13 protein-coding genes and 6 tRNA genes are annotated in these 15,782 nt (G+C 53.7%); 8 read left to right on the top strand and 11 right to left on the bottom strand.

Annotated features, from left to right (window positions below):
* Window positions 1–59: 59 nt before the first annotated feature.
* Window positions 60–995: a LysR family transcriptional regulator gene (locus tag ACW9E7_RS14155; RefSeq protein ID WP_458727960.1), complete on the top strand. Its 936-nt coding sequence runs from the start codon at window positions 60–62 to the stop codon at window positions 993–995.
* On the opposite strand, the gene ACW9E7_RS14150 is transcribed toward ACW9E7_RS14155, so the two are convergent.
* The 5 genes from ACW9E7_RS14150 to ACW9E7_RS14130 form a co-directional block, all read right to left on the bottom strand.
* On the bottom strand, window positions 992–1,330 hold the full coding sequence (locus ACW9E7_RS14150; RefSeq protein WP_458727959.1) for a FlxA-like family protein: 339 nt from the start codon (window positions 1,328–1,330) through the stop codon (window positions 992–994). The genes ACW9E7_RS14155 and ACW9E7_RS14150 overlap by 4 nt on opposite strands.
* Window positions 1,331–1,518: 188 nt before the next feature.
* Window positions 1,519–1,594, bottom strand: a tRNA-Lys gene (locus ACW9E7_RS14145).
* 4 nt (window positions 1,595–1,598) lie between these two features.
* A tRNA-Val gene (locus ACW9E7_RS14140) sits at window positions 1,599–1,674 on the bottom strand.
* A gap of 29 nt (window positions 1,675–1,703) precedes the next feature.
* Window positions 1,704–1,779: transfer RNA gene (locus ACW9E7_RS14135), tRNA-Val, on the bottom strand.
* Between the two features lie 41 nt (window positions 1,780–1,820).
* A tRNA-Val gene (locus ACW9E7_RS14130) sits at window positions 1,821–1,896 on the bottom strand.
* 258 nt (window positions 1,897–2,154) lie between these two features.
* Between ACW9E7_RS14130 and gltX the strand changes: the two genes are divergently transcribed.
* Entirely contained in the window at window positions 2,155–3,570 is a 1,416-nt protein-coding gene (gene gltX, locus ACW9E7_RS14125; RefSeq protein ID WP_458727958.1) for a glutamate--tRNA ligase, read from the top strand.
* A gap of 44 nt (window positions 3,571–3,614) precedes the next feature.
* On the opposite strand, the gene ACW9E7_RS14120 is transcribed toward gltX, so the two are convergent.
* Window positions 3,615–4,007, bottom strand: coding sequence for a YfeC-like transcriptional regulator (locus ACW9E7_RS14120; RefSeq protein WP_111965210.1), 393 nt, complete (start codon window positions 4,005–4,007; stop codon window positions 3,615–3,617).
* A gap of 1 nt (window position 4,008) precedes the next feature.
* Window positions 4,009–4,371 (bottom strand): YfeC-like transcriptional regulator, encoded by a 363-nt coding sequence (locus tag ACW9E7_RS14115; protein ID WP_115875947.1) that lies wholly within the window; start codon window positions 4,369–4,371, stop codon window positions 4,009–4,011.
* Between the two features lie 217 nt (window positions 4,372–4,588).
* On the opposite strand from ACW9E7_RS14115, the gene ACW9E7_RS14110 reads away from it, so the two are divergent.
* The 3 genes from ACW9E7_RS14110 (at window position 4,589) to ACW9E7_RS14100 (ending at window position 7,186) form a co-directional block, all read left to right on the top strand.
* Window positions 4,589–4,664 (top strand) — tRNA-Ala (locus tag ACW9E7_RS14110).
* Window positions 4,665–4,705: 41 nt separating this feature from the next.
* Window positions 4,706–4,781, top strand: a tRNA-Ala gene (locus tag ACW9E7_RS14105).
* A 215-nt stretch (window positions 4,782–4,996) separates the two neighbouring features.
* Complete coding sequence (locus tag ACW9E7_RS14100) at window positions 4,997–7,186, top strand: sensor domain-containing phosphodiesterase (RefSeq protein ID WP_458727957.1); 2,190 nt, start codon at window positions 4,997–4,999, stop codon at window positions 7,184–7,186.
* Window positions 7,187–7,230: 44 nt separating this feature from the next.
* Here ACW9E7_RS14100 and nupC read toward each other — a convergent pair whose 3' ends face one another.
* The gene (gene nupC, locus ACW9E7_RS14095) at window positions 7,231–8,418 is read right to left on the bottom strand and encodes a nucleoside permease NupC (RefSeq protein ID WP_059386333.1); all 1,188 of its coding nucleotides are present in this window, start codon (window positions 8,416–8,418) and stop codon (window positions 7,231–7,233) included.
* 348 nt (window positions 8,419–8,766) lie between these two features.
* On the opposite strand from nupC, the gene ACW9E7_RS14090 reads away from it, so the two are divergent.
* Window positions 8,767–10,005, top strand: a complete 1,239-nt coding sequence (locus tag ACW9E7_RS14090) for an Nramp family divalent metal transporter (RefSeq protein ID WP_143345377.1) — start codon at window positions 8,767–8,769, stop codon at window positions 10,003–10,005.
* 32 nt (window positions 10,006–10,037) lie between these two features.
* Here ACW9E7_RS14090 and ACW9E7_RS14085 read toward each other — a convergent pair whose 3' ends face one another.
* Both ACW9E7_RS14085 and mgrA read right to left on the bottom strand, forming a co-directional pair.
* Window positions 10,038–10,379: a DUF2502 domain-containing protein gene (locus ACW9E7_RS14085; RefSeq protein ID WP_111965213.1), complete on the bottom strand. Its 342-nt coding sequence runs from the start codon at window positions 10,377–10,379 to the stop codon at window positions 10,038–10,040.
* A 127-nt stretch (window positions 10,380–10,506) separates the two neighbouring features.
* Entirely contained in the window at window positions 10,507–11,505 is a 999-nt protein-coding gene (gene mgrA, locus ACW9E7_RS14080) for an L-glyceraldehyde 3-phosphate reductase (RefSeq protein WP_458727956.1), read from the bottom strand.
* Window positions 11,506–11,690: 185 nt separating this feature from the next.
* Between mgrA and ipdC the strand changes: the two genes are divergently transcribed.
* Window positions 11,691–13,349 carry an indolepyruvate decarboxylase gene (ipdC, locus tag ACW9E7_RS14075; RefSeq protein WP_458727955.1) on the top strand — a complete coding sequence of 553 codons (1,659 nt, stop codon included), beginning with the start codon at window positions 11,691–11,693 and terminating at the stop codon, window positions 13,347–13,349.
* Here the strand turns inward: ipdC and ACW9E7_RS14070 are convergent, their stop codons facing one another.
* A complete protein-coding gene (locus tag ACW9E7_RS14070) occupies window positions 13,350–14,585 on the bottom strand; it encodes an ion channel protein (RefSeq protein ID WP_133294874.1) in 1,236 nt (411 codons plus the stop codon).
* 205 nt (window positions 14,586–14,790) lie between these two features.
* On the opposite strand from ACW9E7_RS14070, the gene glk reads away from it, so the two are divergent.
* Window positions 14,791–15,756 carry a glucokinase gene (gene glk / locus ACW9E7_RS14065; RefSeq protein WP_115875942.1) on the top strand — a complete coding sequence of 322 codons (966 nt, stop codon included), beginning with the start codon at window positions 14,791–14,793 and terminating at the stop codon, window positions 15,754–15,756.
* Window positions 15,757–15,782: the final 26 nt, after the last annotated feature.

Here is a 15,782-nt window from a genome sequence, read left to right as displayed (position 1 = left end):
TGCTTTTTTCCATTTGAGAAATAAAATTGATTTATTGCATCCATTCATGAATTAAACAGATGAATTATTCACTCCGTCAGCTTCGTGTTTTTGTCACCGTGGCGCAGGCTCGTAGCTTTAGCCGGGCAGGAGAGATGATTGGCCTGAGCCAGTCGGCGGTTAGCCACAGCGTGAAAGAGCTGGAAAATCAGACTGGCGTCCGGTTGCTTGACCGCACCACGCGCGAAGTGGTGCTGACCGAAGCCGGGCAGCAGCTGGCTCTGCGCCTTGAACGGTTGCTGGATGAGCTCAACAGCACGCTCAGAGACGTGGGAAGGCTGGGCCAGCAGCTTTCGGGTACCGTGCGGGTCGCGGCCAGCCAGACGATATCCGCACACCTTATACCTCAGTGTATTGCCGAGGGAAGCCATCGCTACCCGGACATTGATTTTGTGCTGCATGACAGGCCGCAACAGTGGGTGCTGGAGAGCATCCGCCAGGGGGATGTCGATTTTGGTATTGTTATCGATCCCGGTCAGGCAAGCGATCTGGCGTGCGAAAGCGTACTTTCTGAGCCTTTTTTGCTGCTCTGCCGTGACGACGATCCGCTGGCCTCGTTGCCGGAGGTCAGCTGGCAGTCCCTGCAGGGCGCGAATCTGGTATTACAGGATTATGCCTCGGGCAGCCGTCCGTTGATTGATTCCGCGCTGATGAATCAGGGCGTAAAGGCAACAATCGTGCAGGAGATTGGTCACCCGGCGACGCTGTTTCCCATGGTGGAAGCCGGCATTGGCATCAGCGTGTTGCCCGCCCTGGCGCTTCCCCTACCGCAGGGAAGCCGGCTGGCCGTCAGGCGATTAGCGCCCGTTGTTGAGCGAAAGTTGATGCTGGTGCGGCGAAAAAATCGCTCACTCTCGGGGGCGGCGCAGGCTATCTGGGAAGTGGTGCGTATTCAGGCACAACGATTAACCGAAGCCCGCATACGCGACCCACTGTTTAACGCATCAGAAGATTAGATGTAGATATCAATCTGATTATTGTCTGAAGGGTTATTCACACCTTCCACTTTGCCCAGCTTTTGATCCTGCTTCTTTTGGGCCTCTTCGGCCTGCTGGCGCTGCAGTGAGGCGAGCTGCGCCTGAAGCACTTTGATCTGGGTCTGAATAAGTTCCTGCTGCTTCTTCTTCTCATCAGCGCTGCCGGTGCTGTTCGCCAGCTCTTTTAACTGCTGAGTCAGCTTTTTGATCTTATCGAGAATGCGGGTGATTTGCGCAGAGATATCGTTACTGCTCGAAGTGCCACTCGCGCCGCTGGTTTGAATCTGTTGGGTTGAAGCCTGAATGGTCGTCATACTTTTTCCTCGCGTTATAAAACAGAGGTATCGGCACCAACGGGATTAGCTTGAGCAAAACTGCCATATCTGGCAGGGAGTTACATCGATACACAATCAGTATTGATGATGCGGTGAAAGTGTACTGGAAGGCGGAAGTAGACAAACTGCAGATAGCAAAAAGGCGCCTTTAGGGCGCCTTTCTACATTGGTGGGTCGTGCAGGATTCGAACCTGCGACCAATTGATTAAAAGTCAACTGCTCTACCAACTGAGCTAACGACCCGAAATGGTGGGCGATGACGGGCTCGAACCGCCGACCCCCTCCGTGTAAAGGAGATGCTCTACCAACTGAGCTAATCGCCCATTTCGGAACTGCTGCGATAAGGTGAGAATGGTGGGCGATGACGGGCTCGAACCGCCGACCCCCTCCGTGTAAAGGAGATGCTCTACCAACTGAGCTAATCGCCCAATCTCAATTCTTATCTACACTGCGAGTCTACCGAAGTAGATGGTGGGTGATGACGGGCTCGAACCGCCGACCCCCTCCGTGTAAAGGAGATGCTCTACCAACTGAGCTAATCACCCCCGCTGTGTGGAGTCGCATTATAGGGAGAGTTGAAAATGAGTCAACGCATTTTCTAAAGTTTTTATTCGTTCGTCGTAAAATTAAACAAAACGATCGCGAAACGGGCAATGGCGCATGATTTCTAAACAAAAATCGCAAACTCGGTCACGATAAAGGGATCAACATTGAGGAATCGCCGCACAGTGATAGAATATTGCCCATCGTTTTTTCCCCAGGATTTGCCGATTGCCGGCATCTTTATAACGTAAGGCCATTTCATGAAAATCAAAACTCGCTTCGCGCCGAGCCCGACAGGCTATCTGCACGTCGGTGGTGCACGTACCGCTCTCTATTCCTGGCTTTTCGCACGCCACAACAAAGGTGAGTTCGTACTGCGTATTGAAGACACCGATCTTGAGCGCTCCACGCCAGAAGCAATTGAAGCCATTATGGATGGGATGAACTGGCTGAATCTGGAATGGGATGAAGGTCCTTACTTCCAGACCAAACGCTTTGACCGCTATAACGCTGTCATTGATGAGATGCTGGTCGCGGGCACGGCGTATAAATGCTACTGCTCTAAAGAGCGTCTGGATGCGCTGCGCGAAGAGCAGATGGCGAATGGTGAAAAGCCGCGTTATGACGGCCGCTGCCGCCATGACCACAGCGAGCACGCTGCTGATGAGCCTTGCGTTGTGCGTTTTGCTAACCCGCAAGAGGGGTCTGTGATCTTTGACGACCAGATCCGTGGCCCGATCGAATTCAGCAACCATGAGCTGGACGATCTGATCATCCGCCGCACCGATGGTTCCCCAACCTACAACTTCTGCGTGGTGGTTGACGACTGGGATATGGAAATTACTCACGTTGTCCGTGGTGAAGACCACATCAACAACACGCCACGTCAGATCAACATCCTGAAGGCGCTGAACGCCCCTGTGCCTGTTTATGCGCACGTCTCCATGATCAACGGCGACGACGGGAAAAAACTGTCTAAACGTCACGGCGCGGTTAGCGTCATGCAGTATCGCGACGACGGTTATCTGCCAGAAGCGCTGCTGAACTATCTGGTGCGTCTGGGCTGGGCTCACGGTGACCAGGAGATCTTCAGCCGCGAAGAGATGATCGAACTGTTCTCTCTGAGCTCTGTCAGCAAATCAGCGAGCGCGTTTAATACCGACAAGCTCCTGTGGCTGAACCATCACTACATCAATACCATGCAGCCAGAATATGTAGCGACTTACCTGCAGTGGCACATTGAGCAGGCAAATATTGATACCCGCACTGGCCCTGAGCTGGCGGATCTGGTGAAACTGCTCGGCGAGCGCTGCAAAACTCTGAAAGAGATTGCTGAAAGCTGCCGCTACTTCTATGAAGAGTTTGCTGAGTTCGACGCGGACGCCGCGAAGAAACACCTCCGTCCGGTTGCGCGTCAGCCGCTGGAAGTGGTGCGTGACAAGCTGGCTGCGCTCACCGAATGGACCGCTGAGAATGTGCATCACGCCATTCAGGCGACGGCAGACGAGCTGGAAGTCGGCATGGGTAAAGTCGGTATGCCACTGCGCGTTGCGGTGACCGGTGCGGGTCAGTCTCCGGCGCTGGACGTAACGGTTCATGCCATCGGCAAATCACGCAGCGTTTCGCGCATTAACAAGGCGCTGGACTTTATCGCTGAACGAGAAAATCAGCAGTAATAACGTCTCAGATAAAACAAACGGCAGGGGAACCTGCCGTTTTTTTATGCTTCTTCTTCTGCAATACCCAGACGCTTAAGAAATCCGTGTATGCCTTCGCGCTTCAATAACGCATCCAGACGCTTCTGCTCCGGCTTAGTCATACTCTCCAGCGTCTCAATAATGCCCGGATACAGGTTTGAAGAGGGGGTATTGTAGGAAGACGTGGCCTCCGCGAGATGGTAAACCTCGTGAGGGGTGCGAATTGCCGGGAGGCTCATAATATGTTCCTTCACGCGCGCATCGACATGAATGAGTCGCGCGCGACCGCCTTTCACGCCGTTGAGCCCTTCGGTTTTCCATCCCTGCTGGCGTATCCAACGATTAACCGTTTGCCTGGCGACGCCCAAACTCTCCGCCAGCTCTTCCGTGGTCATTTTGCTCCGTAATCTTTTCATATCAGTCCCGATCGCGAATCCCTAAACGTTGCAATAATCCGGTGATCCCTTCCCGCAGTAATAGCGATGTCATCTGCTTCTGCTCTTCCGGCGTCATTTCATTGGCTAGCGTCAGGAGCAGGGTGTGAAGTGAACTATCATGACTCACGCCTTCTGGCAGTTCGGACGTTTCGCTTGCCCGACGTGCACTGCGGATAAATTCACGGACTTTTTCGTTCACATGTACCAGACGCGCTTTCCCGCCCTGGACGCCTGGCTTTGGTGACGTAATCCAACCCTCTTTGCGTACCCATTTATTGATGGTCTGTCGGCTATAGCCAGTGAGGAGGGCTAACTCTTCTGGCGTCATTCGTTCCTTGATCATGCAATTTCCTGAATATCTGTGGGGTTAATTAGCGGCTCATTTTATAGCACCCTTTAACGTGAAAACGTGACAGGCTTAACTCCTGACTGCGAGCAGGCTCGCAAAGTGATTCATTTGCATGATTTTTCGGCGATTGAATAGCTGGAATTGATTTTGCCGTTGACACTCCGCAGCGGAATTCATATTATGCCGCCCGTCAACATGACAGCTTTACGATGGGGCTATAGCTCAGCTGGGAGAGCGCTTGCATGGCATGCAAGAGGTCAGCGGTTCGATCCCGCTTAGCTCCACCAAACTCTGAACCCAACAGAGTGCGGTCAGTAAAGTCATATGTGGGGCTATAGCTCAGCTGGGAGAGCGCTTGCATGGCATGCAAGAGGTCAGCGGTTCGATCCCGCTTAGCTCCACCAAAATTGTAAACCCTCGTCGAATGACGGGGGTTTTTTTTTATCTGTTTGTAACGCCCTTTACCGCATTTTGTTATCAAAAAGAAGGTATTTCTGTACCTCACCTCAATCGTAATCAATAAACCGGTCTATAAATAGACTTGAACTTGATTCGCGCAATTAATAAACCTATTATCCATCCGGTCAATGATTCTCCTGGAAAATAACGTTCCTGATTAATGAATAAAAAAACGTATGATAATGTAAAGATATTTATGATTGCCCTGGCACTTTGCCTGATTGCGGTGCCTGTCTCCCGTTATCTTTCTCCACGCGCAATTGTTAATGGTCACGACGTTTATTTAGCATGGTTGCCACTCAGCGTTATGCTGGCGGTCATTCTGATATTTGGGCGCAGAGCAATTCTTCCCATTCTGTTAGGTTTTACTGTCACTAATTTATTCTATATTAATTTAGCGCCGCTACAATATCCAGTTTTACTGTTCTGTCAGACCTTTGCGTTGTTCGCAGGATGCGGTCTGCTACGCCTTATGCTGGGCAAGCGCTGGCGCTACAGTATCCCTAACAAACACATCGGGCTTCGTATATTCTGGCTCGGTTTTGTCGTGCCATTAGGTATTAAGCTGTCGATGTATATGGCAGGCTATTTCTTTGATTTTCCGGTGACAATTTCGACCTATTTCGGCGAAGGCACGGTAATTTATAACGTAGTGGATATACAAAGCCTGATATGCGCGGCGCTGATTTTTACCATGATGTTCTATTACCCGCTAAGAATGATAATTAATCCTCGTTATGCCGTCACCTTCTGGCGGCGAAGCGTGAAGCCCATGTTTTATCACAAGAATCCATTATATATTTTTGTCTGGTTAGCGCTTTTAAGCTTCATTCTTGTCATTTTATGTGGTCCTTTTGAGTCACCGGTCATTGCGGGCTATTTGATGCCGCTGATATTTATTCTTTTTACCTTAGCGATAAGCCGCCTGACCTATGCGTTGATTTCTCTGCTGTGGGCCACCTCAGCGCTCCTGCTGCTGACATACAACTATAATTTCCTTAACGGGGTGGAATCGGGACATTCGCTCTCCTTTATCCTCTCCGTGCTGATTTCTTTCGCCATCTGCTTGCTTTACATGTCTCGCATTTACCAGCGCAGCGAGTGGCTGAAGCGGGGCTGGCAGGACAGGGCGCTGACCGATCCTCTTACCGGTCTGCCTAATATTCGTGCGCTGGAGGATTACCTTGAAATTCATCCGGATGCCAAAGTGTGCATTTTGCGCATGGATAATCTGGAGTTTTTGAGCCGCCACTACGGGATTATCATGCGGGTCCACTGCAAACGAACGATCGCCACGTCGCTTCAGCCGCTCCTGCAAAAAGATGAGCTGCTCTTCCAGCTGCCCGGAAGCGAGTTGGTGCTGGTCTTGCTCGGGCCGGAAATTGCTGAACGTCTCCAGCATATGGTCGATCGGCTCAACAGCAATAAGATTTTCTGGAACAACACCGGGCTGGATATTGAGTTTGGCGCGTCATGGGGAATGGTCGAAGACGGTGAGAAACTGCATCACACGCTGGGGCAGCTAAGCTGGCTGGCAGAACAGGCCTGCGGAGAGCAAAACGTACTCGCGCTCACGAATAGTCTTGAGGTGGCATCAGGGCAAACGACAGAGCGTGTCCTGATGCTGGCCCGGATTAAGCATGCGCTTGAGGCGGGGCAGTTCCATTTGTATGCGCAGCCGATCCAGAAGGCTGACGGGAGCGGGTACTATGAAATCCTGACGCGAATGGAGAGCGAGGGGGAGATTATTACCCCTGACCGCTTTATTCCGCTGATTGCGCAGTTCAACCTCAGCCACCGGTTTGATATGTGCGTCATGGAAAAATTACTGGTATGGCTGCGAGATAACCCTGCAACGCACGCTGGCGCCCGTTTTTCCGTCAATCTGATGCCGCTGACGCTGATGCAAAAAGAGGTGGCGACCGAGATTTGCGCGCTGTTTGAACGGTACGGCGTGGCACCGCAGGCCGTCGTGATCGAGATTACTGAAGAGCAGGCTTTCTCAAATTCAGGCACGAGTATCAATAATATTCAGCAATTGCGGGAGTATGGTTTCCGGATCGCCATCGATGATTTTGGTACTGGCTACGCTAACTATGAGCGTCTCAGACGCCTGCAGGCGGACATCATTAAAATCGACGGCTGCTTTGTGAAAGACATTTGTACAGACGACATGGATGCAATGATTGTGCAGTCGATGTGTAATCTGGCAAAGACAAAATCGCTCTGCGTCGTCGCGGAATATGTGGAAACACCGGCGCAGCGGGAGATGCTGCTCCGCTTCGGTGTGGATTACCTGCAGGGCTACCTGATAGGCAAACCCAAACCGCTGGAAGAATTACGGACATAAAAAAACCGGGAGCCAGGCTCCCGGTTTTTGTTTCACGGTAAACGTTACAGGACCAGTGCCGCAATGGACGCTGACAGGACGCTCACCAGCGTAGAGCCGTAAACCAGCTTCAGGCCGAAGCGAGATACCACGTTACCCTGTTCTTCGTTCAGACCTTTAATCGCACCCGCGATAATCCCGATGGACGAGAAGTTCGCGAAGGAGACCAGGAACACGGAGAGAATGCCTTCCGCACGCGGAGAAAGCGTACTGGCAATTTTCTGCAGATCCATCATTGCAACGAATTCGTTAGAAACCAGCTTGGTTGCCATGATACTGCCCACCTGCAGCGCTTCGTGAGCCGGAACACCCATCACCCATGCAATCGGATAGAAGATGTAGCCGAGAATCCCCTGGAAGGAGATACCCAGCACCGCAGCGAACAGGGCGTTCAGCGCAGAAATCAGCGCAATGAAGCCGATCAGCATGGCGGCAACGATAATCGCGACTTTGAAACCGGCCAGAATGTACTCACCCAGCATTTCGAAGAAGCTCTGGCCTTCGTGCAGGTTTGACATCTGAATGTTCTCTTCGCTTGCGTCAACGCGGTACGGGTTGATCAGCGACAGAACGATAAAGGTGCTGAACATGTTCAGAACCAGCGCAGCAACCACGTATTTTGGTTCCAGCATGGTCATATACGCGCCCACGATAGACATGGAAACGGTAGACATTGCGGTTGCCGCCATGGTGTACATGCGGTTGCGGGACATCTTGCCGAGAATATCTTTATACGCGATGAAGTTCTCAGACTGACCGAGGATCAGGGAACTGACGGCGTTGAAGGATTCCAGCTTGCCCATACCGTTCACTTTGGATAACAGGAAGCCAATTCCACGAATCACGAACGGCAGAACGCGGATGTGCTGCAGAATACCGATCAGCGCGGAGATGAAGACGATAGGGCAGAGAACCTTCAGGAAGAAGAACGCCAGACCTTCGTCGTTCATTTTACCGAAGACAAAGTTGGTCCCTTCGTTGGCGAATCCGAGCAGTTTTTCGAACATTTCGGAGAAGCCTTTCACGAAGCCGAGGCCTACGTTGGAGTTCAGGAAGAACCACGCAAGTAAAACTTCAATGACCAGCAGTTGAACAACATAACGGATACGAATTTTTTTGCGGTCTGTGCTGACCAGCAATGCAAGTGCAGTAACGACAACAAGTGCCAGGACAAAATGAAGGACGCGGTCCATATTTGCTCCAAATATGAGGCAGGTTTAATTTTCGTGCACATTCTATGTAACAACCGAAAAGAAAACGAGATCGAGGACACACTATAGTTACATCCTGTGACGAGTCTCAAAAATAGTGATCCACAATACATTTTTGTTATGTTCGGTAAATGCGTGAAAAGTTAAGTTTGTGTGCTAGTCTTCACAAAAGCATGCGCGATTTCAGTTTCGGTTAGATCGCCCCACTTACCCGCCCGTCTATCGTTCAAAGCTATCAGAGAAATCACTGCAAACTTTATAAATGATCTTGATAATCATTCTCATTTTGATAGCATTAAACATAGCAAAGGCTATATTTCAGAGGCAGAAATGACAAACAGTCGCGTAGAGGGTAGCAGTGGCAGAGCCGCGCGCAAGTTGCGGTTCGCATTAATGGGACCTGCGTTCATCGCTGCCATTGGCTATATCGATCCAGGAAACTTTGCGACCAATATTCAGGCCGGGGCCAGCTTCGGCTATAAGCTGCTGTGGGTGGTGGTCTGGGCTAACCTGATGGCGATGCTGATTCAGATGCTCTCCGCAAAGCTGGGGATTGCGACGGGTAAAAACCTGGCGGAGCAAATTCGCGACCATTACCCGCGTCCCGCCGTCTGGCTCTACTGGGTTCAGGCTGAAATCATCGCCATGGCCACTGACCTCGCTGAGTTTATCGGTGCAGCGATCGGCTTTAAGCTGATTCTGGGCGTGTCGCTGTTGCAAGGGGCGGTGCTGACCGGGATTGCCACTTTCCTCATCCTGATGCTGCAGCGTCGGGGTCAAAAGCCGCTGGAGAAGGTGATTGGTGGTCTGCTGCTTTTTGTGGCGGCGGCCTACATTGTCGAGCTGATTTTCTCACAGCCGAATCTGGCACAGCTCGGTAAAGGGATGGCGATCCCAAGCCTGCCAACGTCGGAAGCGGTGTTCCTGGCCGCCGGGGTGCTCGGGGCGACCATCATGCCGCACGTGATTTATTTGCACTCCTCGCTGACGCAGCATCTCCACGGTGGGACGCGTAAAGAGCGTTACTCCGCTACCAAGTGGGACGTCGCGATCGCTATGACCATCGCAGGGTTTGTAAACCTGGCGATGATGGCGACTGCAGCCGCGGCTTTCCACTTTAACGGTCATACCGGTATTGCCGATCTCGACCAGGCGTATCTCACGCTGGAGCCGTTACTGAGCCATGCTGCCGCCACGATATTTGGTCTCAGCCTGGTAGCTGCCGGCCTCTCTTCTACGGTGGTGGGCACGCTGGCAGGCCAGGTTGTGATGCAGGGGTTTGTCCGCTTCCACATTCCGCTGTGGGTTCGTCGCTCCGTCACCATGCTGCCGTCATTTGTGGTGATTCTGATGGGTCTCGACCCAACGCGAATTCTGGTCATGAGCCAGGTTCTGCTGAGTTTTGGTATCGCGCTGGCGCTGGTGCCGCTGCTGATCTTTACCAGCAACAAAACTCTGATGGGCGAGCTGGCTAACTCAACGCTGGTAAAACGAACCGGATGGGCCATCGTGGTGGTGGTCGTTGCGCTGAACCTGTGGTTGTTGGTGGGAACCGCACTGGGTCTTTAACAAAAAAAGGAGCCTCCATGGCTCCTTTTTTATTAGTGGTGATGGCCGTGACCATGACCTTTCCCGCGACCCCAGCCGCCGCGACGGTCGTCACGATCGTTCCAGCCTTCACGGTAGCCGCGCTCATACGCGTTGTCTTTATACCAGCCGCGGTGTCTGCCGTTATCATGTTTCCACCAGCGATCGCCGCGCCATTCATAATGACGGTGCCAGTAGTCACGGTCGCGCCAGTAGCCGCCGTCCCAGTATCTGCCGTAGTCGTCACGATCGCCAATTTGTAATTTTACTGATGGCAACAGGGTGATTTCGCCCGCAGTGGCGATCAGCGGCGCCGAAGCCAGTAATACCGCTGCAAGAATCAGTGACCTGAACATACTCTTTCTCCTTCACGATCGGGGCCTTAGGTGGGCCTGTTAACGCAATTTTACGAGTTGGTAAAGCTTCGTATCATCGCCTCAACTCCGAATTCCTGGGGGAGAGCACTTTTTGCTAAAAACGGTTTTATATTGAACTGCTCAGGATCGCGTCTATACGGGCCAAGTCATCCACAGAGAAATGGCGGTTTGCCAGCATCCCCACGGCGTCATCAATTTGAGCCGCTTTACTCGCCCCTATCAGCACTGAGGTCACACTCTCATGACGCGATACCCAGGCCAGCGCCATCTGGGACAGCTTCTGGCCGCGCTCTTCCGCCATGGCGTTCAGCTTTCTAATCTTCTCCAGCTTCTCTTCGGTGAGCTGGTCGGGGTTAAGGAACTGACTGCCGCTTGCCGCGCGTGAGTCTGTGGGAATGCCATTCAGATAGCGGTTGGTCAGTTGCCCACCGGCCAGCGGCGAGAAGGGAATACAGCCGACTCCTTTTTCCTGCAGCACGTCCAGCAATTCTTCTTCCGGCGCACGCTCAAACAGGGAATATTTCGGCTGGTGGATCAGGCAGGGCGTACCGAGATCGTCAAGGATATCAATCGCCTTGCGGGCCAGGTCAGCGGGGTAGTTGGATAATCCAACATACAGAGCCTTCCCCTGACGCACCGCATGGTCAAGCGCTTTCATGGTTTCCAGCAGCGGCGTCTGTGGGTCAGGACGGTGATGATAGAAGATATCCACATACTCCAGCCCCATCCTCTTCAGGCTTTGATCGAGGCTTGCCAGCAGGTATTTGCGTGACCCCCAGTCGCCGTAAGGACCCTCCCACATGGTATAGCCCGCTTTGGTTGAGATGATTAGCTCGTCGCGCCAGGGCAGGAAGTCCTCCTGTAAAATACGGCCGAAATTACGTTCGGCCGATCCCGGTGGCGGGCCATAGTTGTTGGCAAGGTCGAAATGCGTAATGCCCAGATCGAACGCACGCTGTAAAAGTTGACGGCTGTTTTCGATAAGGGTGGTATCACCGAAGTTATGCCACAGCCCGAGCGAGATGGCGGGCAACCTGAGCCCGCTTTGCCCACAGCGGCGATACTCCATTGTCCCGTAACGATTTTTGTCCGGCTGATAACCCATTTTCGTAACCTCTGGCGCTGAAGTGTAAAATCAGTGTATGCGTTTACATTTACGTGAAAAAAAGCAGCATAGCGCAGCCTTTTTTGTAAAGCATTCTTTCCATGCCCTTCTTATCGCCAATTCTGGACAGCCATCACGCTTATTTAATACTCAAGGTGAGGTCAACATTAGAAGGATACCTGTTCATGCGTACCCCATACTGCGTCGCCGATTACCTGCTGGACCGTCTTACAGATTGTGGAGCCGATCATCTGTTTGGCGTGCCGGGCGACTATAACCTGCAGTTTCTCGACCACGTGATAGACAGCCCCGATATCTGCTGGGTGGGCTGTGCCAACGAGTTAAACGCCTCTTATGCCGCGGACGGATATGCCCGATGTAAGGGCTTCGCCGCGCTGCTGACGACATTTGGCGTAGGAGAGTTAAGCGCCATGAACGGCATTGCGGGCAGCTATGCCGAACATGTTCCGGTACTGCATATTGTGGGGGCGCCGGGTATGGCGTCACAGCAAAGAGGGGAGCTACTGCACCACACGCTGGGCGACGGTGAGTTTCGTCATTTTTATCATATGAGCGAGCCGATTACTGCTGCACAGGCGATCCTGACCGAACAAAACGCCTGCTATGAAATCGACCGGGTGTTAACCACTATGCTCCGGGAGCGTCGCCCCGGCTATCTGATGTTGCCTGCCGACGTGGCAAAAAAGGCCGCCACGCCTCCTGTAAGCGCTCTCACGCTCCGCCATGCGCATGCCGATAGCGCCTGCCTGAAAGCGTTCCGGGAGGCCGCTGAGAACAAGCTTGCCAGAAGCAAGCGTACTGCGCTGCTGGCCGATTTCCTTGTCCTGCGCCATGGCCTGAAGCATGCGCTACAGAAATGGGTTAAAGACGTGCCGATGGCACATGCCACCATGCTGATGGGCAAAGGAATATTTGACGAACGTCACGCTGGTTTTTACGGCACCTACAGCGGCTCGGCGAGCGCCGGCGCGGTAAAAGAGGCGATTGAAGGGGCTGATATCGTGCTGTGCATCGGGACGCGATTTACCGATACCCTTACCGCCGGCTTCACGCATCAGCTCACCCCGGCACAAACGATAGAAGTTCAGCCTCATGCTTCACGCGTTGGTGATATCTGGTTTACCGGCATCCCCATGCTTCAGGCAATCGAAACGCTGGTGGAGCTGTGTAAACAGCACGTGCACGGTACGCCGGTACCGTCCTCTCAAAGCTCGATGGCCTACCCGCAGCCGGATGGCTCGCTGACGCAGGCGAATTTCTGGCAAACGCTGCAGACGTTTATTCGTCCGGGAGACATCATTCTTGCGGATCAGGGCACCTCGGCCTTCGGTGCGATCGACCTTCGTCTGCCGGCGGACGTGAATTTTATCGTCCAGCCGCTGTGGGGATCGATCGGTTACACGCTGGCGGCGGCATTTGGCGCACAGACGGCCTGCCCGAACCGGCGCGTGATTGTTCTGACGGGGGATGGCGCGGCGCAGCTCACCATCCAGGAGCTCGGCTCGATGCTGCGGGATAAACAACACCCCATCATTCTGGTTCTTAACAACGAAGGATATACGGTGGAAAGAGCGATCCATGGGCCTGAGCAACGTTATAACGACATTGCGCTATGGAACTGGACGCAAATCCCGCAGGCACTCAGCCTTGATCCTCAGGCCCAGTGCTGGCGGGTCAGTGAAGCGGAGCAGCTGGTGGACGTCCTTGAAAAAGTAGCGCACCACGAGCGGCTCTCGCTGATTGAGGTGATGCTGCCGAAAGCGGATATTCCGCCGCTGCTGGGGGCGATTACCAAAGCGCTGGAGGCGCGCAATAGCGCCTGATTATTTGTCGTTTCGCCAGGCCATCATCATCGGTTTGCCCGCCAGCAGGAGCCAGGCGGGCAACATCACGATACAAAGCAGAGGGAAAAGCGTCGAATCCGGTACGACTACCGCCGCCATAAACAGGCTTAGCCAGGCGTCGCGCGTGACCACCAGAACCAGCCCCAGAATAGAACAAGAGACGGTAATCGCCGCAGGGACCGCATCGACATGCTCGTGCAGCATCAGCCCCAGCGCGACGCCGACAAAGACCGCCGGGAAGATGCGTCCACCGCGGAAACCACAGGCGGCGGCCACCACCAGCGCTGCCAGCTTGATTACGGCAAACAGCAGATAGTCGGAGACGCTAAATACCTGGCTGAAGGCCAGCTGCTGCATCTCGTCCAGACCTTTGAACAACGTCACCGGCCCACCGATTGCCCCTAAGATACCGAGGATCAAACCGCCGGCTCCCAGAATCAACACCGGGTGTTTGAGTCTGTGCATTAGCCGGTGCAGACGTGGAAGACACCATACCGCCACCATGCCCAGCGCAATGGCGATGGCGACGACGATGGCGCCGCTGAAAATATCAGCGATTTGCATCTGGCCGTAGTGGGGCAGGGAGAGTGAAAAATGGGGATGGAAAAACAGGCTGGTGGTCAACGCCCCGGCGGCGGCGGCCATCAGTGGCGCAAACAGCTTATCCCACAGCGGGACATCGTTATTGCTACTGAGCGTCTGCGAAAAGATCAGTGCTGCCGCAACGGGCGTGCCGAATAGCGCCCCGATGGTGCCTGCGGAGGCGAGAATGGTCCAGTCCAGCGCGCCGACGCGAGGCAAAATGCGTGAACCGAGAAAAACCGCCAGGCCAATATTCACGGCCATAATCGGATGCTCTGGCCCCAGGCTGACGCCGCCGGCAAGGCCCAGAATCAACGCAATGATTAGCCCTGGCAACGCCGAGGGCGCAACCGGGGCACCAATCAACGGTTCCTGTGCCGGATCGGGGCCGGCATGGCCGGGACTGAAACGGATCACCAGACCCACCGCTATACCGGTTAACGTCAGCATTCCAACGATCCAGGCAGGAGAATCAACGGGGACGCCCAGTCCTGCAGGAAGCGCGTTCCATAATAGTGTTTGCAGCACCGACGCGACTTTCATCACGACGATGAGCACCAGACTTGAAACCACGCCAATGATGAGCGCCGGAATGGCCAGCAACAGCATGGTTCTGGCTCGCGGGTGGAGCATGATGATTTCCTTGTACAAAACGGTATTACGTTACTTTGCACATTAAGCCTTATGGCAATAGTGCAAAAGGTGCTGAAACGGTAAAGTTATTCTGTGACGAAGATCGATAATCCATGGGCATTCACCTTCCGGTCGTTGTTGTTATCACGCCTTGAATTTACAGTGTCCCAAAGATTTATTTTGACTTTAGCGGAGCAGTTGAAGAATGACAAAGTATGCGTTGGTAGGTGATGTGGGCGGCACGAACGCGCGCCTCGCATTATGCGATGTAAGTAGTGGTGAAATTTCCCGGGCGAAAACCTATTCCGGGCTGGATTATCCAAGCCTTGAGGCCGTTGTCCGCGTCTATCTGGAAGAACATCAGGTGAGCGTTGAAGATGGCTGCATCGCAATTGCCTGCCCGATAACCGGCGACTGGGTCGCCATGACCAACCATACCTGGGCATTCTCCATCGCCGAAATGAGAAAAAACCTCGGCTTTGCGCATCTTGAAATCATCAATGACTTCACCGCGGTGTCCATGGCGATCCCGATGCTGAAGCCGGAGCATCTGATCCAGTTTGGCGGCGCTGAACCGGTCGAGGGTAAGCCGATTGCGGTCTACGGGGCCGGTACCGGCCTGGGCGTTTCACATCTGGTGCATGTCGCTCAGCGCTGGGTGAGCCTGCCGGGTGAAGGTGGTCACGTGGACTTTGCGCCTAACAGCGAAGAAGAGGGCATTATCCTCGAAGAATTGCGCGCTGAGATCGGCCACGTCTCCGCCGAGCGCGTCCTTTCAGGTCCGGGACTGGTGAACCTGTACCGGGCGATTGTGAAATCAGACGGTCGTCTGCCGGAAAATCTGCAGCCAAAAGACGTTACCGAACGCGCGCTGGCGGACAGCTGCATTGACTGCCGTCGTGCCCTGTCGCTGTTCTGCGTGATTATGGGACGCTTCGGCGGCAATCTGGCGCTGACGCTGGGCACCTTCGGGGGCGTTTATATCGCGGGCGGAATTGTGCCGCGCTTCCTGGAGTTCTTCAAAGCTTCCGGCTTCCGCGGCGGGTTTGAGGATAAAGGGCGCTTCAGAAGCTACGTGCAGGACATCCCGGTTTATCTGATCGTGCATGATAACCCGGGTCTGCTGGGTTCGGGCGCCCACCTGCGTCAGGTTCTCGGTCAGATTCTCTGATGCATGGCCCTCTCCCGCGGGAGAGG

This window comes from Enterobacter sp. H2G27 (genome assembly GCF_054403075.1).
This window is presented reverse-complemented; position numbering and strand designations above follow the sequence as displayed.